This window comes from Burkholderia sp. BCC1998 (assembly GCF_905339875.1).
GTDB lineage: Bacteria > Pseudomonadota > Gammaproteobacteria > Burkholderiales > Burkholderiaceae > Burkholderia.
The window spans coordinates 182,598-201,977 of sequence record NZ_CAJPHE010000007.1; the positions used below are offsets into that span (position 1 = coordinate 182,598).

Annotated in this window: 18 protein-coding genes and 1 pseudogene; 12 read left to right on the forward strand and 7 right to left on the reverse strand. The window is 66.1% G+C overall.

The window, feature by feature from the left end:
* Nucleotides 1–36: 36 nt before the first annotated feature.
* Nucleotides 37–711: an HAD family hydrolase gene (locus tag U5A56_RS15120; RefSeq protein ID WP_321923133.1), complete on the reverse strand. Its 675-nt coding sequence runs from the start codon at nucleotides 709–711 to the stop codon at nucleotides 37–39.
* Between the two features lie 201 nt (nucleotides 712–912).
* On the opposite strand from U5A56_RS15120, the gene U5A56_RS15125 reads away from it, so the two are divergent.
* The 3 genes and pseudogenes from U5A56_RS15125 (at nucleotide 913) to U5A56_RS15130 (ending at nucleotide 4,642) form a co-directional block, all read left to right on the forward strand.
* Entirely contained in the window at nucleotides 913–2,097 is a 1,185-nt protein-coding gene (locus tag U5A56_RS15125; protein ID WP_044843420.1) for a sugar transporter, read from the forward strand.
* Between the two features lie 272 nt (nucleotides 2,098–2,369).
* Nucleotides 2,370–2,693 (forward strand): polymorphic toxin type 22 domain-containing protein, encoded by a 324-nt coding sequence (locus tag U5A56_RS37180; protein ID WP_415749141.1) that lies wholly within the window; start codon nucleotides 2,370–2,372, stop codon nucleotides 2,691–2,693.
* A 190-nt stretch (nucleotides 2,694–2,883) separates the two neighbouring features.
* Nucleotides 2,884–4,642: pseudogene (locus U5A56_RS15130) on the forward strand (ShlB/FhaC/HecB family hemolysin secretion/activation protein).
* Between the two features lie 187 nt (nucleotides 4,643–4,829).
* On the opposite strand, the gene U5A56_RS15135 reads toward U5A56_RS15130, so the two are convergent.
* From U5A56_RS15135 to U5A56_RS15160, 6 genes are all read right to left on the reverse strand, one after another.
* Nucleotides 4,830–6,095, reverse strand: coding sequence for a helix-turn-helix domain-containing protein (locus tag U5A56_RS15135; protein WP_321923136.1), 1,266 nt, complete (start codon nucleotides 6,093–6,095; stop codon nucleotides 4,830–4,832).
* 184 nt (nucleotides 6,096–6,279) lie between these two features.
* Complete coding sequence (locus tag U5A56_RS15140) at nucleotides 6,280–7,407, reverse strand: NAD(P)-dependent alcohol dehydrogenase (protein ID WP_321923138.1); 1,128 nt, start codon at nucleotides 7,405–7,407, stop codon at nucleotides 6,280–6,282.
* A gap of 14 nt (nucleotides 7,408–7,421) precedes the next feature.
* Nucleotides 7,422–8,894, reverse strand: a complete 1,473-nt coding sequence (locus tag U5A56_RS15145) for a benzaldehyde dehydrogenase (RefSeq protein ID WP_321923140.1) — start codon at nucleotides 8,892–8,894, stop codon at nucleotides 7,422–7,424.
* A 342-nt stretch (nucleotides 8,895–9,236) separates the two neighbouring features.
* On the reverse strand, nucleotides 9,237–9,527 hold the full coding sequence (locus U5A56_RS15150) for a hypothetical protein (protein WP_321797372.1): 291 nt from the start codon (nucleotides 9,525–9,527) through the stop codon (nucleotides 9,237–9,239).
* A 276-nt stretch (nucleotides 9,528–9,803) separates the two neighbouring features.
* On the reverse strand, nucleotides 9,804–10,061 hold the full coding sequence (locus U5A56_RS15155; protein ID WP_321923141.1) for a hypothetical protein: 258 nt from the start codon (nucleotides 10,059–10,061) through the stop codon (nucleotides 9,804–9,806).
* Between the two features lie 80 nt (nucleotides 10,062–10,141).
* Nucleotides 10,142–10,396 carry a hypothetical protein gene (locus tag U5A56_RS15160; RefSeq protein WP_321923143.1) on the reverse strand — a complete coding sequence of 85 codons (255 nt, stop codon included), beginning with the start codon at nucleotides 10,394–10,396 and terminating at the stop codon, nucleotides 10,142–10,144.
* Between the two features lie 731 nt (nucleotides 10,397–11,127).
* Between U5A56_RS15160 and U5A56_RS15165 the strand changes: the two genes are divergently transcribed.
* From U5A56_RS15165 to U5A56_RS15205, 9 genes are all read left to right on the forward strand, one after another.
* Nucleotides 11,128–12,264: a muconate/chloromuconate family cycloisomerase gene (locus U5A56_RS15165; protein ID WP_321923145.1), complete on the forward strand. Its 1,137-nt coding sequence runs from the start codon at nucleotides 11,128–11,130 to the stop codon at nucleotides 12,262–12,264.
* Between the two features lie 45 nt (nucleotides 12,265–12,309).
* Nucleotides 12,310–12,600 (forward strand): muconolactone Delta-isomerase, encoded by a 291-nt coding sequence (gene catC, locus U5A56_RS15170; protein ID WP_321820136.1) that lies wholly within the window; start codon nucleotides 12,310–12,312, stop codon nucleotides 12,598–12,600.
* A 74-nt stretch (nucleotides 12,601–12,674) separates the two neighbouring features.
* Complete coding sequence (gene catA / locus U5A56_RS15175; RefSeq protein WP_321923147.1) at nucleotides 12,675–13,619, forward strand: catechol 1,2-dioxygenase; 945 nt, start codon at nucleotides 12,675–12,677, stop codon at nucleotides 13,617–13,619.
* Between the two features lie 116 nt (nucleotides 13,620–13,735).
* Nucleotides 13,736–15,094 (forward strand): Rieske 2Fe-2S domain-containing protein, encoded by a 1,359-nt coding sequence (locus U5A56_RS15180; RefSeq protein ID WP_321923149.1) that lies wholly within the window; start codon nucleotides 13,736–13,738, stop codon nucleotides 15,092–15,094.
* On the forward strand, nucleotides 15,091–15,579 hold the full coding sequence (gene benB, locus U5A56_RS15185) for a benzoate 1,2-dioxygenase small subunit (protein WP_321923150.1): 489 nt from the start codon (nucleotides 15,091–15,093) through the stop codon (nucleotides 15,577–15,579). The genes U5A56_RS15180 and benB overlap by 4 nt, the downstream gene beginning before the upstream one ends.
* A gap of 39 nt (nucleotides 15,580–15,618) precedes the next feature.
* Nucleotides 15,619–16,641 (forward strand): benzoate 1,2-dioxygenase electron transfer component BenC, encoded by a 1,023-nt coding sequence (gene benC / locus U5A56_RS15190; RefSeq protein ID WP_321923152.1) that lies wholly within the window; start codon nucleotides 15,619–15,621, stop codon nucleotides 16,639–16,641.
* A complete protein-coding gene (gene benD, locus U5A56_RS15195; protein ID WP_321923154.1) occupies nucleotides 16,638–17,414 on the forward strand; it encodes a benzoate diol dehydrogenase BenD in 777 nt (258 codons plus the stop codon). Before benC ends, benD begins: the two co-directional genes overlap by 4 nt.
* A 112-nt stretch (nucleotides 17,415–17,526) precedes the next feature.
* A complete protein-coding gene (locus U5A56_RS15200) occupies nucleotides 17,527–17,925 on the forward strand; it encodes a RidA family protein (RefSeq protein WP_321820140.1) in 399 nt (132 codons plus the stop codon).
* A gap of 80 nt (nucleotides 17,926–18,005) precedes the next feature.
* Nucleotides 18,006–19,352: an MFS transporter gene (locus tag U5A56_RS15205; RefSeq protein ID WP_044843434.1), complete on the forward strand. Its 1,347-nt coding sequence runs from the start codon at nucleotides 18,006–18,008 to the stop codon at nucleotides 19,350–19,352.
* Nucleotides 19,353–19,380 lie beyond the last annotated feature (28 nt).

Genomic DNA, 19,380 nt, shown 5'->3' on the forward strand with positions numbered 1-19,380 from the left:
ATGCCGCGCGCGACCGGATCCGCAAACGCGAACGGTCTATGGCCGTGCCGCGATCTCGTCGAGATGCCACAGCAGATCCGCCGGATCGTCGTACACGCGCAGCGCCCCCGCGCGTTCCAGCTCGTCGCTGCCGTAACCGCCCGACAGCAGCCCGACGCCCAGCGCGCGGCAGCGGCTCGCGGCGAGCATGTCCCAGATGCTGTCGCCGACCACCACCGTGTGCTCGATCGGCACGTTCAGCTTCGCCGCGGCCGTCAGGAACAGGTCGGGATCCGGCTTCGCATACTTGACCTGGTCGCGCGTGACGACCACGTTCTTCGCCGGATCGACGCCGAGCGCCTCGAGGTTGATGGCGGCCGTTTCCATCCGCCCGCTGGTCGCGATCGCCCAGCGGATGCCCGCGTTCGACAGCGCGGCCAGCAACTCGCGCGCGCCCGGCAGCGGCCGGACCTGCGCGCGCAGCCGCTGGTACGCGGCCGCGTGCAGCCGCGCGAGCTGCTCGACGCGCTCGGCGTCGATGTCGCCGGCCGTTTCGCGCAGCAGCTGGTTCAGGAACAGGCCGCCGCTCATCCCGATCTTGCGGTGGATGCGCCATACCGACAGCTCGATGCCTTTGGCATCGAGCGCTTCCTTCCACGCGAGCACGTGCTGATAGACGCTGTCGACGAGCGTGCCGTCGAGATCGAACAGAAACGACGTTTCAATGCGCATGTGAATCTCCCGGCCCGATGACGTTCGGGCAAATCGTTCGCGAAATATCCTTCGACGCATTATCGGCGCGCGGCCGTGTCATCGCCATGTCCCGGCGGCGCGGCCCGCCGCGGCATGTCATGTGCCGCTGGTACAATCGCGCCGATGCGCCGGGCCGGCTGCCCGCGCCGCACGCGCCCCCAACCTTCGTCGAATTCCCGTATGGCAACCCCGGACGCCGTCAGTTCCGAACAGTCGTGGTGGGGCGTTCTGGCCCTGGCCCTTGCTGCCTTCATCTTCAATACCACCGAGTTCGTGCCCGTCGCGCTGCTGAGCGCGATCGGCGACAGCCTGCGGATGCCGCCGACCGACGTCGGCCTGATGCTGACGATCTACGCATGGGCCGTCGCCGTCGTGTCGCTGCCGCTCACGTTCGTCACGCGCCACGTCGAGCGCCGCAAGCTGCTGAGCTGCGCGCTGCTGGTGTTCGTCGGCAGCCATGTGGTGACCGGCGTGGCTTGGAATTTCACGGTGCTGATGATCGGCCGGCTCGGCATCGCGTGCGCGCACGCGGTGTTCTGGTCGATCTCCGTTCCGCTGGCCGTGCGGCTCGCGCCGAGCGACCGGAAAAGCCGCGCGCTCAGCCTGCTCGCGATGGGCACGGCGATCGCGATGGTCGCCGGTATTCCGCTCGGGCGCGTGATCGGCGAGGCGCTCGGCTGGCGTGTGACGTTCCTCGTGATCGGCGGCGCGGCGGCCGTCGCGCTGCTGATGCTGCGCATGACGCTGCCGGTGCTGCCGAGCCAAGGCGCCGGATCGCTGTCCAGCATCGGCGCGTTTCTCAGGAAGCCGGCGCTCGTGGCGCTGTATGCGATCACCGTGCTGGTCGTATCCGCGCACTTCACGTCGTACACGTACATCGAGCCGTTCGTGCAGAGCGTCAATCATGCGAGCAGCAGCCGGATTACCTACGTGCTGATCCTGTTCGGCGTGGCCGGCATGCCGGCCGCGCTCTGCTTCAATCGCGTGTTTCCGGAACGGCCGGCCGATTTTTTGCTCGCGTCGATCATCGCGCTGTCGGCCTGTCTGCTGATCCTGTTCCCGAGCGCGCTGAACATCGTCACGCTGTCGGTTCACACGCTGGTGTGGGGCGGGGCGATCGTCTGCTTCGGGCTCGCGATGCAGGCGTGGGTGCTGAAGCTGGCGCCGGAGGCGACCGATCTCGCAGTGTCGATCTTTTCCGGGCTGTACAACGTCGGGATTGGTGCCGGCGCGTTGCTCGGCAACCATATCGCCGGGGATTTCGGCCTGCCGTGGATCGGCACGTTCGGCGGCGTGGTCGGGATCTTCTCGGCCGGGATTGCCTGGGCCGCGTTGCGGCTGCATGAGCGGCGGGCGTTGGCGTAGCCGCCGCTGGGCCGGCGGGGGCGGCGATCGCGCCGCCGGCGCGTTGCACTGATCGCTGCGGCCGCGTCAATGCACAGGATGCTTACCGGCACGCGATGCGGCCGGTCACGACGCCGCGCCCGCTGGACGCCTTCAGCCTCAAACTCAATCGTTGTCCGACTTCAGGCACGCGTGCTTGGCATGCGTGATTTCGCGTGGCGCCGCACGTGCACGCCGATCTGCCTCCATGCGTTCCCTGATGCTGCGATGCGTGAGCGGAAAATCGCGCGGTTGTGGCGCGCAGCACAACATACGTATCTGGAGGGGTCACCCAAGCTAATCCTCGTTCGATTACGACGATGCCTGGTATTGTCGGGACGTTGGGATGGATATGGGGCGCCCATGACGCTACCTCAACTAATTCGTTTATGACCGGCGACGCAACTCAGGCATATTTGTCCGTACCGACGCCGTTTGATGTGAATGCATTTATTGCGATAACACATTCCTATGGCGGAAGCACTGCGCTTGAGCTTGGAATCGCGTCGCCGGGGAAAATCTCCTTTGGCGTCTCACCATTTAGTCATGCCGTCCCTTTGAGTAACCCGAAGAAATAGGAATTTATATGGTCGCGCCAGGTGGTCCGGACGAAGAGACATGGTCCAAAATGAGCAAGAGTTCCCGTAGAAATTACTGGATTGTTGTGGCTGCATTTTGGATGATTTTCGCGGGATTGTTGATTAAGAAGTATATATTTGACTGATCGGCAATCAAGATTGCCGATCAAATATAAGTGATTTAATAATAATGACAATTGTTAAGCGGCTGACGGTGTTACAGATCACGGCCTTGTTATCGCTCGGGGTTCACGCACAGCAGGCACCCACCGCAGAAGATCGAGCTGCCGCCGCACGTGTGAACGCGGAACAGGATCGACAGGCGCAGCAGCAACGCGACGCGCAGCAGCGCGACGCCGCGCTTCGTGTCCGTTCCGTGCGATCGGAAGTGCCGCGCGTCGAAACTTATCCGACGTTGCCGAGCGAACAGCCGTGTTTCCGTATTGACCGCTTTGCGCTCGACGTGCCGGATTCGTTTCCCGATGCCGCGAAGTCGGCCGGTGCGTCCGCGCTGCCGATGGATCGCTTCGCCTTCGCGCGCGAATGGCTCGGCCACTACGCGGGCCAGTGTGTCGGTAAGCAAGGCGTCGATACGATCGTCAAGGCGTTGTCTCGGGAAATCTTGGCGCGCGGCTACATCACGACGCGCGTGTTGCTGCCGGAACAGGAGTTGGCGACCGGCACGCTGAAGCTTGCGTTGATTCCGGGCGTGATTCGGCACGTTCGTTTCGCCGACGAGAAATTGCGCGGCACGTGGAAGACCGCGTTCCCAACCGGTGACGGCGAAGTGCTGAACTTGCGCGACCTTGAGCAAGGTCTGGAGCAGATGAAGCGCGTCACCAGTCAGGACGTGTCGATGCAAATCGTCCCCGCTGACCAGCCTGGCGAAAGCGATGTGGTGCTGGACGTGAAGCGCGGCAAGCCGTGGACCGTCGTCGCGTCGATCGACAATTCAGGCACACGCGCGACAGGCAAACTGCAGGGCAATCTGTCGATTGGTCGATAACCCTTTGGGCTTGAACGACGTGTTTAACGTCGGCGTCAGTCAAGACCTCGAATTCGGCGACAAGCGCCTTGGGTCGCACGGTTGGAATGGCTTCTATTCGATTCCGTGGGGCTACTGGACCGCTACGATTGCGGCGTACACGAACACCTACTATCAACAAATTGCCGGCGTGAACCAGACGTTCGTCGCGAGCGGCAATTCGAAGACGCTGGATTTCAAGTTGGCGCGCGTGCTGCTGCGCAGTCAGAACGATGTGTTCGGCGGGTACGTCCGCCTGTCGCGTCGCTTCGGCGAAAGCTTCATCGAAGATACGGAAATCACGCAACAGCGTCGCAACAACACGATGGTCGAATTCGGCTTGACCGATCGCCACTACTTCAACGGGGCGCAGTTCGACGGCACGTTGGCCTATCGTCAGGGTGTCGGCGGCCTCGGCGCGCGGGACGACATACTCGCGGCCGGTGGTGGCCCGACCTACCGCTACAAGATGGCGGTGGTGGATGCGAATCTGTCGGTGCCGTTTGCGATCGCCAAGCAGCCGTTCCGCTATGTGACGAGCATTCACGGCCAGTACACGGGTAATACGCTGTATTACATCGATGACTTGACCATCGGTAGCCGCTACACGGTGCGCGGTTTCGACGGTGAAACGATGTTGGCGGCAGCACGTGGCCTGTATTGGCGCAACGAGTTGCAAATGCCGATCGGCCAAACGGGCCAAGCGATTTACGCCGGGCTGGACTATGGCCGCGTGTGGGGCCCGCAGCCGGTCGCGCTAGTCGGAACGCAGCTTGCCGGCGCGGTGATCGGCGTCAAGGGCAGCGTCGGGACGCGCTTCGGTGGATTCGGCTATGACCTGTTCGCAGGAACGCCGATCTACAAGCCGTCCGGTTTTCCAACGGCCCGGGTTACGCTCGGGTTCCAGGTGACGGCGCAGTTTTGATTACGACGCGAATGAGCCGCCCGGCGTGTCGCGGACCGGACGACGCCGGTGAGGACCAGGAACCGACGGTGTTTCCGACCACGGGGATCGCCGCAGTCTAGTCCGTGAGTCACGAACCGCGTCCCCGCTGTCCGCACGTCTTCGCGATACCGTGCTCAGCGACAACCTTAATGCGCGGCGTGCAACCTCACGAATTCCCGACGGTTCCGCATTTCTTGGTCAACGACGACCGACGGAGCGACATCTTCACTTCGCAAACGGTGGCGACTTCATTTTGGTCTACGCGATGCGGCCCGCCAGTCCTGAGCCCCGCCGCATCGAGCTGCCTGAGCTTCGCATAAAGCGTCGTACGTGAAATACCGAGCTGCCGCGCGGCCGCCGACACATTGCCGTCGTGCTCGCCGAGCGCCCGGCGGATCGCGTCGAGCGACTGTTCGTGCAGGCTCGCCTGAGGGCTGGCGGCCGGCGCCGCGTTGCACACGTCGGCGGCTTCTTCGAGCACATCGGCGTGGCGCGCCGTCGTCGCCCGATCGAGCGGCGCACGCACCGTGCGCACCCATACGTGGCTACCATCGTCCCGCGCGATCCGTTGCGGCGTGCGCGCCGGCGTCAGCAGGCGGCGCTGTTGCGCGGGCGTCGCCCCGGGAAACAGTTGCCGGAGATCGACCGGCGCGACCGGCCCTTCGGGCGCGAGGTCGAGCATCTGGCGCGCGAGCCGGCTCACCGCGCGCACGCGGCCCGCTTCGTCGAGCGCGACGACCCCGGCGAGCGGTGTGCCGAGCCAGCGTGGATCGTATTGCACCTGCAGCAGATGGCAGTCGCGCAGCATCGCATACAGGCGCTGCTCGGCGGACAGCGCCGCATGCCGGAACTGCTCGCGCAGCTGCACGACATTGCGCCGGCCGATGCCGGTGATGTCGAGCGCGCCGATCACCTCGCCGTCGAAGCCGACCAGCGGCACCGCGAGACAGAACACCTGCGAAAACTCGTCGAGATAGTGCTGCGCGCCCGCAACGACGGCCTCCGTGCCGTCGTGAATCACGCAGCTCGGCGCGGTCGTGCCGATGTTCGGTTCGACGATCCGGCGGCCGGCGACGATCGGCGTCAGCAGCGTGTCGTCGCATTGCGGGCTGCGCCGCGCATGGATGATCGTGCCGCGCGGATTGACGCAGAAGATCGTCCACTCGCTGCCGCCGAACGCGGCCCACAGCTGCTCGATCTCCTGCGCGACGCAGCGTAGCAGCCGCCGGTCCGCGCGCGGTTCGTCGAACTCGCGCTGCATTTCGTAGTGGGCGGTTTGCCACGGCCGGAGCCCGGCGTCGCGCGAACGCAGCCACGAGCGCGCGACGCTGGCCGGCAATGCCGTTTCCGGCAGCGGCTCGCCCGCCGCGAAGCGGGCGCGGAGCCGGTCGAGGTCGACCGGCCGTGCAAGGGATTCGGGGGCCGTCTTCACGCTGCGCTCCATTTGGGGGTCGAGTGTCCGGGGCCGGGCGTGGCGGCCCGGCGTGTCGCGCGAATGCGTAATATAGCCCGGCGCCCGCAGCGCGGTATTTTCCCGACAGGGGCGCCGCCGATCGCAGCCCGATTGCCGCCCGATAGCCACGATGGCCACCGATGGCCGGCGGCGCCCCCTGCGCTCAATGCGGCAAACGCAGGATCGGCTTGAGCGTGATGCCTTTGCTGCTGTCTTCCGCCGCCTGGTTGATCTGGTCGAGCGGATAGAACTTCACCAGCCGGTCGAATGGAAACCGTCCTTGCAGATACAACTGCACGAGCTGCGGAATGAACGTCTGCGGCACGCTGTCGCCTTCGACGATGCCGCGGATCGTGTGGCCGCCGAGCAGCAGGCTGTTCACGTCGAATTCGGCCTTGGTGCCGAGCTTCGGCGCGCCGACCACGCCCATCGTGCCGCGCGAGCCGAGCGCATCGATCCCTTGCGACAGCACGGCCGGCAGTCCGGTCGACTCGAGCGCGTAGTCGACGCCGCCGCCGGTGATCTCGCGGATCGCGTCGACGACGTCGACTTCCTTGCTGTTGATCGCGTGCGTCGCGCCGAGCTCCAGCGCAAGCGCGAGCCGCGACGGCACGATGTCGACGGCGATGATGGTGGTGGCGCCCGCGACGCGCGCGGCCATCACGGCGCTCATGCCGACCGCGCCGGCGCCGAAGCTCGCGAAGCTGCTGCCCGTGCGCACCGCGAGCGAATTGATCACCGCGCCCGCGCCAGTCTGGATCCCGCAGCCGAGCGGCCCGAGCAGTTCGAGCGGCGCCTGCATCGGCACCTTGATCGCGTTGTTTTCGCGGGCGAGCGCGTAGCTCGCGAACGACGACTGCGCGAAGAAATGATCGTGCAGCGGTTGCCCGGCTGCGTCGCGGATCGCGGTCTGTCCGTCCGCGTCGGCGCCGCCGAAGTTCAACCCGAAGAACTGGCGGCAATATGCACCGTGGCCGCCGACGCACGACGCGCAGTGGCCGCATGCGCCGTAGGTGAGCACGACGTGGTCACCCGCGGCGAGCGTCTTCACGTTCGGGCCGACCGCCTCGACCACGCCGGCGCCTTCATGACCGAGCACCGCCGGCAGCGGCACCGGGTAGTACTGGTCGCGCACGATCAGGTCGGTGTGGCACAGGCCCGTCGCGACGACGCGCACCAGCACCTCGTCGCCGCGCGGCGCGCGGATCCGGGCGGATTCGATCGAGAAGGGCGCGCCGGCGGCACGGGCGACGGCCGCGGTGACGGCGCGCGTATCGTTTTCGGTGTACATGGTCGGTCTCCTCGTCAAAGCGGGTAAAGCGGCGCTTCACCCTTGATCGTCAGCCACTGCCACTGCGTGAATTCTTCCCAGTTCGCGCTGCCGCCGATGCTCGAGCCGTTGCCCGATGCGCCGACGCCGCCGAACGGGTTGATCACTTCGTCGTTGACCGTCTGGTCGTTGATGTGCAGCAGCCCGGTGTTCAAGCGCTCGCCGATCCTGAGCGCGCGCCCGACGTCGGCGGACAGGATCGCCATCGACAGCCCGTATTCTGTCCGGTTCGCGAGCGCGATCGCCTCGTCGTCCGTATCGAACGGCACGACGATCGCGACCGGCCCGAAGATCTCTTCGTCGAATGCCGGGTTGCCCGGCGCGACGCCGCTCAGCACGGTCGGCTCGAAGAACAGGTCGCGATGGCCGCCGCCCGTCTCGACGCGTGCGCCGGCCCGACGGGCCGCGTCGACCACGCGCGCCGCATGATCGCGCTGCGCGGCGTTGATCAGCGGGCCGAGGCCGACGTCCGCGGTCGCGGGGTCACCCACCCGCAGGCTTTGTGCCTTCTCGACGAGCTTCGCGACGAAGCGGTCGTGAATCGTGCGCTGCACGAGCACGCGGCCGGTCGCCATGCAGATCTGGCCTTGATGCAGATACGCGCCCCATGCGGTGTTGGCGACGGCGCGGTCGAGATCGGCGTCGTCGAGCACCATCAGCGAGTTCTTGCCGCCGAGTTCGAGCGACACCTTCTTCAGGTGGCGGCCCGCCGCTTCGCCGACCTTGCGCCCGGCCGCGGTGGAGCCGGTGAACTGGATCATCGCGACGTGCGGATCGGCGACCAGCGCCGCGCCGGCCGCACCGTCGCCGGGCAGCACGTGCAGCACGCCTTCCGGCAGGCCGGCGAGCTCGAACACGCGCGCGATCGCGACGCCGCCGCATACGGCCGTGCGCGGATCGGGTTTCAGCACGACTGCGTTGCCGAGCGCGAGCGCCGGTGCGACCGCGCGCATCGCGAGGTACAGCGGGAAGTTGAACGGCGAGATCACACCGACCACGCCGCGCGGGCGGCGGCGCGCGAGCGACAGCCGGCCGGCCGCCGACGGCAGCACTTCGCCGGCCGCGCGCGACGGCAGCCCGGCTGCCTCGTGCAGTGCCTTGATCGTGACGGAGGTTTCGAACGACGCCTTCGCGCGCGTCGAGCCGCTTTCGCGCACGAGCCAGTCGACGATCGCATCGAAGTGCGTTTCGGCGACGGCTGCGGCGCGGCGCAGGACCGCCGCGCGGTCGTCGTAGGGCAGGGCGAACCAGGCGGGCTGTGCGCGATGGGCGGTGGCCGATGCGTCGGCGATTGTCCCGGCATCCGCGAGACCGATGCGGCCGAGTGTGTTGCCCGTTGCGGGTTCGATCACGTCGGCCGTGTGCGGGCTCGCGTGCCAGCTGCCGGTGAAGGTCTTGCCGCGCCAGATGTCGGCGTCGAACAGGGCGGTGTTGCTGCTGCTATCCATGTAGTCTCCTCACGAAATTCCGATCGGCCGGAGCGGGCGTTGCGCCGCCCGACCGGCATGCGCGCGAGGGTAGGCGGGTGAGGAGAAGCGGGGCTATCCGGGTTTATTCCCACCCGGCGCGGCCGCGCGGGTCGGTGGGTGCCTGCGATTCGGTGTGCGGAAATTGAACAGTCGGTGAGGGGATTGTTGGTGCAGTAGGAGCTGCGCCGTGTCTGACAACGCTCATCGCGCGAATCGGTGCCAAGACCTGCGCTCATGTTTTTCCGGATCGGCAGTCACCGACGGTGGATTCAACCGGTCGATGCAACACACAAAGACGCTGGGCAGACGCGCATGCATCGATCACTTGCAGTTCAGATGGGCGACTTGGCGCTCATACCAATCTTGCGGATAAGGAAGGAGATCGTCGTCGAATCGGGATGCGTACTTTCCATAGCCGACGAATTCGTAATAAATACCCATCGCCTCCGCATGTGACGATGCCCAAAACGTCCATATCCATTCACTGCCCGGCTCATTGAGGGCACGGGCGGCATCTCCGGCTGGTCCGTGGGCGATACATGCGGGTAGAGCGTTGCCGAATCCGTCCGGGCAGAGCCAGACCTCATGCAGGTAACCCAGTGTGTTCTTCATCCAGTACGATCCCCAAGATAACCGGTTCCGATAGATGCTCCATCGTCGGATTGTCGACGATTCTGGCACCGAGTACCAATGACCGTTCCTGGCCGGCAAGCGACCACTCATGACAATCTCCTTTCTATGAAGGGAGATCCAGTCTGCGCTCCTTCGGGCGGACGCTAACCGGCGCGAAGCGGTCTTTCGGTGCTACGAGGAGCGATCGTTCCGAGACACATACGTTGACTTCTAACGTATGCGCGTACGCCATATAAATGGGATTTCTCTACAGGACTACGCCAAAGCCGGTGGCAGCGAGCTTCCGTCCTCGAATGTTCCGAGAAGCCAGCGCGCTTCTTTCAATAGGCGCTCAATTTGGACGAAAGGTAAATTTTTCTCGAATAGGGAAACCTCCAGTGAATTTTTGGCATCGCTGCGAAATACTTCGGCAACAACCTCTCCATTGTCGTTCAAGAGTTCGAGTCCGAGTCCGTCGCGCAAGACGTCTGATGCCGTTTGAAGTCGAAATTCCCTACTTACATTTCCGGTCATGAGGACTGGTCCTTAAAATGTCGACGATGTGGGACGTGCCGTCGAACGGCCGCTTCTGGCCGTACATGGAAATTCGCCCATTAGCCTGATTGAAGGTTGGCTACGCAATCGTTGAATGCCTGTGCGAACTGCGGATTGGATAAATCGATACCGACACGCGCTAGCGAAAGCAACAATTGTTCGACGCCTTCAACAATCCCTACGATGCGTCTGTTTTCGACGGGATCGCTGAAGCTGGGGAGCGCTTCCGGCAAGCCGGAGTCGACACTTGCGATTTCGTCTTCAACCCTGAGATCGATTCCGAACGGTAGCAAGAATTCTCGAGTCTTGTTCATATCTGCGATCTCCACGTCGTCTGCAGCCTCATTGTCGACGATCTCGGGACCCCGTCGACCGACCGTAGTTGGCCGATTGCGGGCATGTACCGATGTCAGAAAAAACTTGCGCAGTCGTCGGTTGCTTCGGCTTGCCACACGCCGCAAACAGAGAACTGGTGAGCGTCGAGCGCTTCCTGCCGGAACTTCTCAAGCAAGCCGGGCCACCGGTTCGCGCAACCCCTCGTGCTCATGCTGACGGCCTTAGGCAACGCGACACCTGAATGCCGCGGCATCGCGCCTCCTGCAGCAGCTACGGCGTGTACTGTCAGCTTCTGATGGATGAGGAGCCTCTGCGTCGGGCGTCGATATCCGCGTACCGATGTTTTTCGTTCGTCCGCAGAAACCGACGCCGAAGCCGAAGACCGGACGGCCAACCCCGCGTGTTTCCCCTCAGGAAAACCCTGATCGGCTCAGGCAGCCCACCGGTTTTCAGCCGATTTCCCCCCACCGAAAGCAGCCGCACCGCACCCCCGCCCAAGCAACACCCCGGACCCGCAAGACCGCGCTCCAGCAAGCCTCTCAGCCCGCATACCTAGCCAAAATAGGTATGGTGCGCCGCAATATCAAGGGCATTCAAGCGATTTTCAATACCTCCCAGGTATCAAAAAGCGAGACCAAAAGTATTGGACGCTCCATTTCCCCGCCGCGTATAAATCCGTCCCATGAACCCCCCACACGCAGCGTGCCCCATGTCCCCAGTCACCATCGAACGCATTGAAACCCGCCTCGTCGACCTGCCGACGATCCGTCCGCACAAGCTGTCGGTCGCCACGATGCACGGCCAGACGCTGATGCTGGTGAAGGTGACCTGCAGCGACGGCGTGACGGGCCTCGGCGAAGGCACGACGATCGCCGGGATGGCCTACGGCCCGGAAAGCCCGGAGGCGATGAAGCTCGCGATCGACGCGTATCTCGCACCCGCGATCATCGGCCGCGACGCGACGCGCATCCAGACGCTGATGGCGTTCCTCGGCAAGCTCGCGAAGGTCAATCATTTCGCGAAGAGCGCGCTCGAAACCGCGCTGCTCGACGCGCACGGCAAGCGCCTCGGCGTGCCGGTCAGCGAACTGCTCGGCGGCCGCCGGCGCGATCGCCTGCCGGTCGCGTGGACGCTCGCATCGGGCAACACCGCGACCGATATCGCCGAGGCCGAACGGATGCTCGACCTGCGCCGCCACAACGTGTTCAAGCTGAAGATCGGCGCGAAGGCGCTCGACGCGGACATCCGGCACGTGGCCGAGATCAAGCGGGCGGTGGGCGAGCGTGCCTCGGTGCGCGTCGACGTGAACATGGCATGGAGCGAAACGCAGGCCGCGCGCGCGATTCCGGCGCTCGCCGATGCCGGCTGCGAACTGGTCGAGCAGCCGGTCGCGTCGGCCGCGGCGCTCGCACGGCTGATGCGCCGCTTCCCGGTCGCGCTGATGGCCGACGAAATCCTGCAGGGCCCGGACAGCGCGTTCGAGATCGCGAAGCAGCACGGCGCGGACGTGTTCGCGATCAAGATCGAGCAGAGCGGCGGCCTGTTCGCGGCGCAACGCGTCGCGGCGATCGCGGATGCGGCCGGCATCGAGCTGTACGGCGGCACGATGCTCGAAGGCGCGTTCAGCACGGTCGCGTCCGCGCATCTGTTCGCGAGCTTCGCGAACCTGCAGTGGGGCACCGAACTGTTCGGACCGCTACTGATCACCGAAGAGATTCTCGCGACCCCGCTCGACTACAGCGATTTCGAGCTGACCGTGCCGAGCGGCCCGGGCCTCGGCATCGAACTCGACGAAGCGAAGGTCGCGCGCTTCACCCGCTACGGGCTGACGAAAGTCGCCCGCTGACCCGCTAATACCCGCGACAACCCGCTCACGTACCAGGACATCACGATGCTTTTCCACGTACGCATGGACGTCAACCTCCCGGCCGACCTGCCGCCCGCGGTGGCCGACGAGATCAAGACCCGCGAGAAGGCGTACTCGCAGGAGCTGCAGCGCAGCGGCAAGTGGCGCCACATCTGGCGCATCGCCGGCGAATACGCGAACTACAGCGTGTTCGACGTGTCGGGCAATGCCGAGCTGCACGAGATCCTGACCGGCCTGCCGCTGTTCCCGTACATGAAGATTTCGGTGACGCCGTTGTGTCGCCACCCGTCGTCGATACACGACGGCGACGTTTGAGCCACGGAGCCGCCGCTTCTGCAACGGCGAGCACCCCGGGTCACCTTTCCCCAAATACACGTGGAGACACCATCATGAGCGTCAAAGTTTTCGAAACCAAGGAAGTGCAGGATCTGCTGAAGGCCGCGTCGAACGCGGGCGCGAACGGCGCTAACGGCGGCGACGCGCGCACGCAGCAGATCGTGCTGCGGCTGCTCGGCGACCTGTTCAAGGCGATCGACGACCTCGACATCACGCCCGACGAAGTGTGGGCCGGCGTGAACTACCTGAACAAGCTCGGCCAGGACGGCGAAGCGGCGCTGCTCGCGGCCGGCCTCGGCCTCGAGAAGTATCTCGACATCCGGATGGACGCCGAGGACGAGGCGATCGGCCTCGACGGCGGCACGCCGCGCACGATCGAAGGCCCGCTGTACGTCGCCGGCGCGCCGGTGCGCGACGGCGTCGCGAAGATCGATCTCGACGCGGACGAAGGTGCGGGCCCGCTCGTGATCCACGGCACCGTGCAGGATCTCGACGGCAAGCCGGTGGCCGGCGCGCTGGTCGAATGCTGGCACGCGAACTCGCACGGCTTCTATTCGCACTTCGACCCGACCGGCGCGCAGAGCGACTTCAACCTGCGCGGCGCGGTGAAGACGGGCGCGGACGGCAAGTACGAGTTCCGCACGCTGATGCCGGTCGGCTACGGCTGCCCGCCGCAGGGCGCGACGCAGCAGCTGCTCGACCGCCTCGGCCGCCACGGCAACCGCCCGGCGCACGTGCACTTCTTCGTGACGAGCGACGGCCACCGCAAGCTGACGACCCAGTTCAACATCGACGGCGACCCGCTGATCTGGGACGACTTCGCGTATGCGACCCGCGAGGAGCTGATCCCGCCCGTCACCGGCAAGACCGGCGGCGCCGCGCTCGGGCTGAAGGCCGACGCGTACCAGGACATCGAGTTCGACTTCGTCCTGACGCCGCGTGTCGAGGGCAAGGACAACCAGATCGTCGAACGCCTGCGCGCTTCCGCCACGGCATAACCGCCCGACGGCTCGGCGGCGCGCAGGCGCCGCCGCCGGCCGGGCTCCCGCGAGATTCAATCGATACCGATGCGAGCGTGCTTGCAGGACCCGGCACGCGCACAGGAGGAACCAACATGTCCGCCACGATCGACCCCACCACCGAACTGGACCACCTGCTCGCCACCGCCGTGCAGGACGACAAGGAGGCCGGCATCTTCCGCTGCCGCCGCGACATCTTCACGAACGAGGCGCTGTACGAGCTCGAGATGAAGCACATCTTTGAGCGCAACTGGGTGTACCTCGCGCACGAAAGCCAGATCCCGAACAACAACGATTACTACACGACGTGGATCGGCCGCCAGCCGGTCGTCATCACGCGCGACAAGACCGGCGAGCTGCACGCGGTGATCAATGCATGCGCGCACAAGGGCGCGATGCTGTGCCGCCGCAAGCACGGCAACAAGGGCAGCTTCACGTGCCCGTTCCACGGCTGGACCTTCTCGAACACCGGCAAGCTGCTGAAGGTGAAGGACGAGAAGACGACCGAGTATCCGGTGCAGTTCAACACGCACGGCTCGCACGACCTGAAGAAGGTCGCGCGCTTCCAGAACTATCGCGGCTTCCTGTTCGGCAGCCTCAGCGACGACGTGCTGCCGCTCGAGGACTACCTCGGCGAGGCGCGCGTGATCATTGACCAGATCGTCGACCAGGCGCCGAACGGCCTCGAAGTGCTGCGCGGCAACTCCTCCTACATCTACGAAGGCAACTGGAAGATGCAGATGGAGAACGGCTGTGACGGCTATCACGTGAGCACCGTGCACTGGAACTACGCGGCGACGATGGGCCGCCGCAAGGAAGACGGCACCAAGGCCGTTGATGCGAACAGCTGGAGCAAGTCGGTCGCGGGCGTGTACGGATTCGACCACGGCCACATCCTGCTGTGGACCAAGACGATGAACCCCGAAGTGCGGCCCGTGTACCAGCACCGCGACGAGATCAAGGCGCGCGTGGGCGAAGTGCAGGCCGATTTCATCGTGAACCAGACGCGCAACCTGTGCGTGTACCCGAACGTGTTCCTGATGGACCAGTTCAGCACGCAGATCCGCGTGGTGCGCCCGCTCGGCGTCGACAAGACCGAAGTCAGCATCTTCTGCTTCGCGCCGAAGGGCGAGAGCGACGCCGACCGCGAGACGCGGATCCGCCAGTACGAGGACTTCTTCAACGTGAGCGGCATGGGCACGGCCGACGACCTCGAGGAGTTCCGCGCGTGCCAGGCCGGCTACGCGGGCATCACGGCGATGTGGAACGACCTGTCGCGCGGCGCGCCGCTGTGGATCCACGGGCCGGACGAGAACGCGAAACGGATGGGGCTGAACCCGCGCATGTCGGGCGAGCGCAGCGAGGACGAAGGGCTGTTCGTGTGCCAGCACGAACACTGGGTGCACGTGATGCGCGATGCACTGAAGCAGGAACGCGGGGAGGTGGAAGCATGAACATCGATTACCGGACCATCTGCGCGGCGCTGTATCGCGAAGCGCGCCTGCTCGACGACCACGAGTGGGACGCGTGGCTCACCTGCTACACGGAAGACGTCACGTACTGGATGCCCGCGTGGGACGACGACGACCGGCCGACCGACGATCCGCACAGCCAGATCTCGCTGATGTACTACGCGGATCGCGGCGGCCTCGAGGATCGCGTGTTCCGGATCAAGACCGAGCGCAGCGGGGCGTCGACGCCCGAGCCGCGCACCAGCCACAACGTGACGAACGTCGAGGTGCTGGCCGAGCGCGACGGCGAGGTGGACGTGCGCTACAACTTCCACACGCTGAACCACCGCTACCGCGTGACCGATCACTTCTTCGGCACGATGTTCGTCACGTTGCGCCAGGTGGGCGACGCGCTGCTGATCTCGAACAAGAAGATCGTGCTGAAGAACGACTACATCCGGCAGGTGCTCGACGTGTACCACGTCTGACGCCGATTGTTTCGACCAGTAACACAGGGAGACGAGGTCATGTCCACCTACAAGATTGCACTGAACTTCGAGGACGGGGTCACCCGCTTCATCGACTGCAAGGCCGGCGAGAAGGTGCTCGACGCCGCGTTCCGCGCGAAGATCAACCTGCCGATGGACTGCTCCGACGGCGTGTGCGGCACCTGCAAGTGCCGCGCCGAAAGCGGCAGCTACGACCTCGGCGACGACTACATCGACGACGCGCTCACCGAGGACGAGAAGGACGGCGGCCTCGTGCTGACGTGCCAGATGGTGCCGAAAAGCGATTGCGTGATCGCGGTGCCGACGTCGTCGGTCGCGTGCAAGACCGGCCACAGCGCGTTTGCCGCGACCGTGACGAAGGTCGACCAGCACAACGACGCGGCGATCGTGCTCGAACTCGACGTCGACGCGGCCGCACCGGTGTTCCTGCCGGGCCAGTACGTGAACATCGGCGTACCGGGCAGCGGCCAGCACCGCTCGTACTCGTTCTCGTCCGCGCCGGGCGACACGAAGGTCGGATTCCTGATCAAGAAGATTCCGGGCGGTGTGATGAGCACGTGGCTCGAATCGGCCAAGCCGGGCGACACGCTCGAACTGAACGGGCCGCTCGGCAGCTTCTACCTGCGCGACGTCGCGCGGCCGCTGCTGTTCCTCGCGGGCGGCACGGGTCTCGCGCCGTTCCTGTCGATGCTCGAGGTGCTCGCGCGCAGCGGTTCGCAGCAGAAGGTGCACCTGATCTACGGCGTGACGCGCGATCTCGACCTCGTGCTGGTCGACGCGATCGAAGCGTATGCGGCGAAGCTGCCGAACTTCAGCTTTGCGACGGTCGTCGCCGATGCGGCGTCGAGCCACGAACGCAAGGGCTGGGTCACGCAGCACATTCCGGCCGATGCGCTGAACGACGGCGACGTGGACGTCTATCTGTGCGGGCCGCCGCCGATGGTCGACGCGGTGCGCCAGTACTTCGACGATCAAGGCGTGAAGCCCAACAGCTTCCACTACGAGAAGTTCACCCCGAACGTGACGGCAAAGGCGGCATGACCATGCAACGATTCTCCGGAAAGGTCGTCGTCGTCACCGGCGCGGCGCAGGGCATCGGCCGCGGCGTCGCACTGCGCGCGGCGGCCGAGGGCGGCCGGGTGCTGTTCGTCGACCGCGCGGACTTCGTGGCCGAGGTGGCCGCCGAAGCGCCGGGCGGCAACACGGCCGGCTTCGTCGCGGATCTCGAGACCTACGACGGCGCGCGCGCGGCGATGGCGTGCGCGGTCGCGACGTTCGGCCGGATCGACGTGCTGATCAACGGTGTCGGCGGCGCGATCCGGATGCGGCCGTTCGCCGAGTTCGAACCCGAGCAGATCGACGCGGAGATCCGCCGCTCGCTGATGCCGACGCTCTACAGCTGCCACGCGGTGCTGCCGCACTTGCTGGCCGCGGGCGGCGGCACGATCGTCAACGTATCGTCGAACGCGACCCGCGGGATTCGCCGCGTGCCGTACTCGGCGGCGAAAGGCGGCGTCAATGCGCTGACAGCGGCGCTCGCGATGGAATACGCGGAGCACAACGTCCGCGTGGTCGCGACCGCGCCGGGCGGCACCACGGCGCCGCCGCGCCGCGTGCCGCGCAATGCGGCCGGCGACAACGCGCAGGAGCAGGCGTGGATGGCCGAAGCGGTGCGGCAGGTGACCGATTCGACGTTCTTCAAGCGCTACGGCAGCCTCGACGAGCAGATCGCGCCGATCCTGTTCCTCGCGTCGGACGAGGCGAGCTACATCACCGGCACGGTGCTGCCGGTCGCGGGTGGCGATACGGGTTGAGGGGCGCGCTTCTTCCGACACGTGCGCGCCGCAGCCCGGCGTGCGCGCGAACGACCACCCAACAACCATCCAACAACCGGCCGGCGCCGACACGCCGGCCCCGGAGACACTCATGCCCAAACGCGAAGCGATCATCCCCGCCGGAATGGAAGCCGTGTACGAAAAAATCGGCTACGCGCCGGCGGTCAAGGTCGGAGATACCGTCTACGTATCCGGCCAGATCGGCCGCGATGCCGCGATGCAGCTCGTCGAAGGCCGCGAGGCGCAAATCGTGCAGGCGTTCGAGAACCTGAAGCGGGTGCTCGAGGCGGCCGGCGCATCGCTCGACGACGTAGTCGACCTGACGACCTTCCACACCGACATGCGCGACCTGCCGCTGTTCATGGAGGTACGCGACCGCTATCTGCATGCGCATCCGCGGCCCGCGTGGACCGCGGTCGGCGCGCACATGCTCGGCGGCTCGCCCGGTTACATCGTCGAGATCAAGGCCGTCGCGGTGCGGGCGGACTGATACGCAACCCCTTCACGCCGTATTTCAAAAACGATAAACGGATCGCCCCGCAACGACGGCGCGATCCTGGAGACGCTTTCATGACTGCTGCTTCCGTTCGCTCGATTCCCGCGCTGATCGACGACGCGCCGCTCGGCGCGTTGCAGATTCGCGTACTCGCGCTGTGCGTGCTGATCGCGCTGCTCGACGGCTTCGACACGCAGGCGATCGCGTTTACCGGCCCGGCGATCCTCGCGTCGTTCCGGCTGCCGGCGGGCGCGCTCGCCCCGATCCTGACCGCCGGGATCGTCGGCATGACGATCGGCGCGATGACGCTCGGCCTCGTCGGCGACCGCATCGGCCGCCGGCCGGCGATCATGATCGGCCTCGCACTGTTCGGCAGCGCGACGCTCGCGACCGCGTGGGCCGGCGACCCGCGCCACATCCTTGCGCTGCGCTTCGTCGCGGGGCTCGGGATGGGCGGCTGCACGCCGGTGCTGCTCGCGCTCGCGGCCGAATACTGTCCGGCCCGGCTGCGCGGCGCGGTGATGACGGGCGTGCTGCTCGGCCTGCCCGCCGGTGCGATGCTCGGCGGGCTGCTCGCCGCGCGCATGCTGCCGGTGATCGGCTGGCCGGGGATCTTCGTCGTGGGCGGCGCGGCGCCGCTCGCGGTGCTCGGCCTCGTCGCGCTGCTGCTGCCGGAGTCGCTGTTTTATCTGGCGTCGCGTGACGACGCACGCGCGCAGCAGCGGGTACGGGCGACGCTGTCGAAGATCGTCGCACAGGCGCTGCCGTCCGACGCGCGCCTGTCCGTGCCCGAAGAGGCGACGACGAAAGCGAGCGTGGCCGCGCTGTTCCGCGACGGCCACGCGGGTAACACGCTCGGCATCTGGGCGATCTACCTGCTGAACTGGATCGCATGGTTCATGCTGCTGTCGTGGCTGCCGACGGTGCTGAAGGCGGCCGGCCTGACCGCGCAGCAGGCGCCGGTCGGCACCGTGATCGTCAATGCGGTGTTCATCGTGTGCGCGATCCCGCTGTCGATCGTGCTGCCGCGCGTGAATACGCGCAACCTGCTCGGCGCGATGTTCGCGTCCGGCATCGCGATCGCGCTCGCCCTCGGCTACGCCGGCACGAACTGGGCGCTGGTGTTCGCGCTCGTCGGCGCGGCCGGGTTCGGCATCGGCGGGCAGCAGATCGCGCTGAACTACCTGATCGTCGGCGCGTATCCGACCGCGCTGCGCGCGACCGCGACCGGCTGGGCGATCGGGATGGGCCGCGCGGGCGCGATCGCCGGCTCGGCCGTCGGCGGCACGTTCCTGGCGTGGGGCGGGCCGTCCGGATTCTTCCTCGCGCTGGCCGTGCCGCTCGCGGGCGCCGCGCTTGCCACGCTCTGCCTGCGCCCGGGCCGGTCCGACGTCGAAGCGGCGCCGGCGATGCCGCACTGAGCGCGTGAACCGGCCGGACCGGTTCGTA

What these genes read in the sequence shown, in the direction of transcription:
- U5A56_RS15120 (WP_321923133.1), bottom strand. Translation starts at nt 711, where the DNA reads ATGCGCATTGAAACGTCGTTTCTGTTCGATCTCGACGGCACGCTCGTC.
- U5A56_RS15125 (WP_044843420.1), top strand. Translation starts at nt 913, where the DNA reads ATGGCAACCCCGGACGCCGTCAGTTCCGAACAGTCGTGGTGGGGCGTT.
- U5A56_RS15140 (WP_321923138.1), bottom strand. Translation starts at nt 7,407, where the DNA reads ATGTACACCGAAAACGATACGCGCGCCGTCACCGCGGCCGTCGCCCGT.
- U5A56_RS15145 (WP_321923140.1), bottom strand. Translation starts at nt 8,894, where the DNA reads ATGGATAGCAGCAGCAACACCGCCCTGTTCGACGCCGACATCTGGCGC.
- U5A56_RS15150 (WP_321797372.1), bottom strand. Translation starts at nt 9,527, where the DNA reads ATGAAGAACACACTGGGTTACCTGCATGAGGTCTGGCTCTGCCCGGAC.
- U5A56_RS15155 (WP_321923141.1), bottom strand. Translation starts at nt 10,061, where the DNA reads ATGACCGGAAATGTAAGTAGGGAATTTCGACTTCAAACGGCATCAGAC.
- U5A56_RS15160 (WP_321923143.1), bottom strand. Translation starts at nt 10,396, where the DNA reads ATGAACAAGACTCGAGAATTCTTGCTACCGTTCGGAATCGATCTCAGG.
- U5A56_RS15165 (WP_321923145.1), top strand. Translation starts at nt 11,128, where the DNA reads ATGTCCCCAGTCACCATCGAACGCATTGAAACCCGCCTCGTCGACCTG.
- catC (WP_321820136.1), top strand. Translation starts at nt 12,310, where the DNA reads ATGCTTTTCCACGTACGCATGGACGTCAACCTCCCGGCCGACCTGCCG.
- catA (WP_321923147.1), top strand. Translation starts at nt 12,675, where the DNA reads ATGAGCGTCAAAGTTTTCGAAACCAAGGAAGTGCAGGATCTGCTGAAG.
- U5A56_RS15180 (WP_321923149.1), top strand. Translation starts at nt 13,736, where the DNA reads ATGTCCGCCACGATCGACCCCACCACCGAACTGGACCACCTGCTCGCC.
- benB (WP_321923150.1), top strand. Translation starts at nt 15,091, where the DNA reads ATGAACATCGATTACCGGACCATCTGCGCGGCGCTGTATCGCGAAGCG.
- benC (WP_321923152.1), top strand. Translation starts at nt 15,619, where the DNA reads ATGTCCACCTACAAGATTGCACTGAACTTCGAGGACGGGGTCACCCGC.
- benD (WP_321923154.1), top strand. Translation starts at nt 16,638, where the DNA reads ATGACCATGCAACGATTCTCCGGAAAGGTCGTCGTCGTCACCGGCGCG.
- U5A56_RS15200 (WP_321820140.1), top strand. Translation starts at nt 17,527, where the DNA reads ATGCCCAAACGCGAAGCGATCATCCCCGCCGGAATGGAAGCCGTGTAC.
- U5A56_RS15205 (WP_044843434.1), top strand. Translation starts at nt 18,006, where the DNA reads ATGACTGCTGCTTCCGTTCGCTCGATTCCCGCGCTGATCGACGACGCG.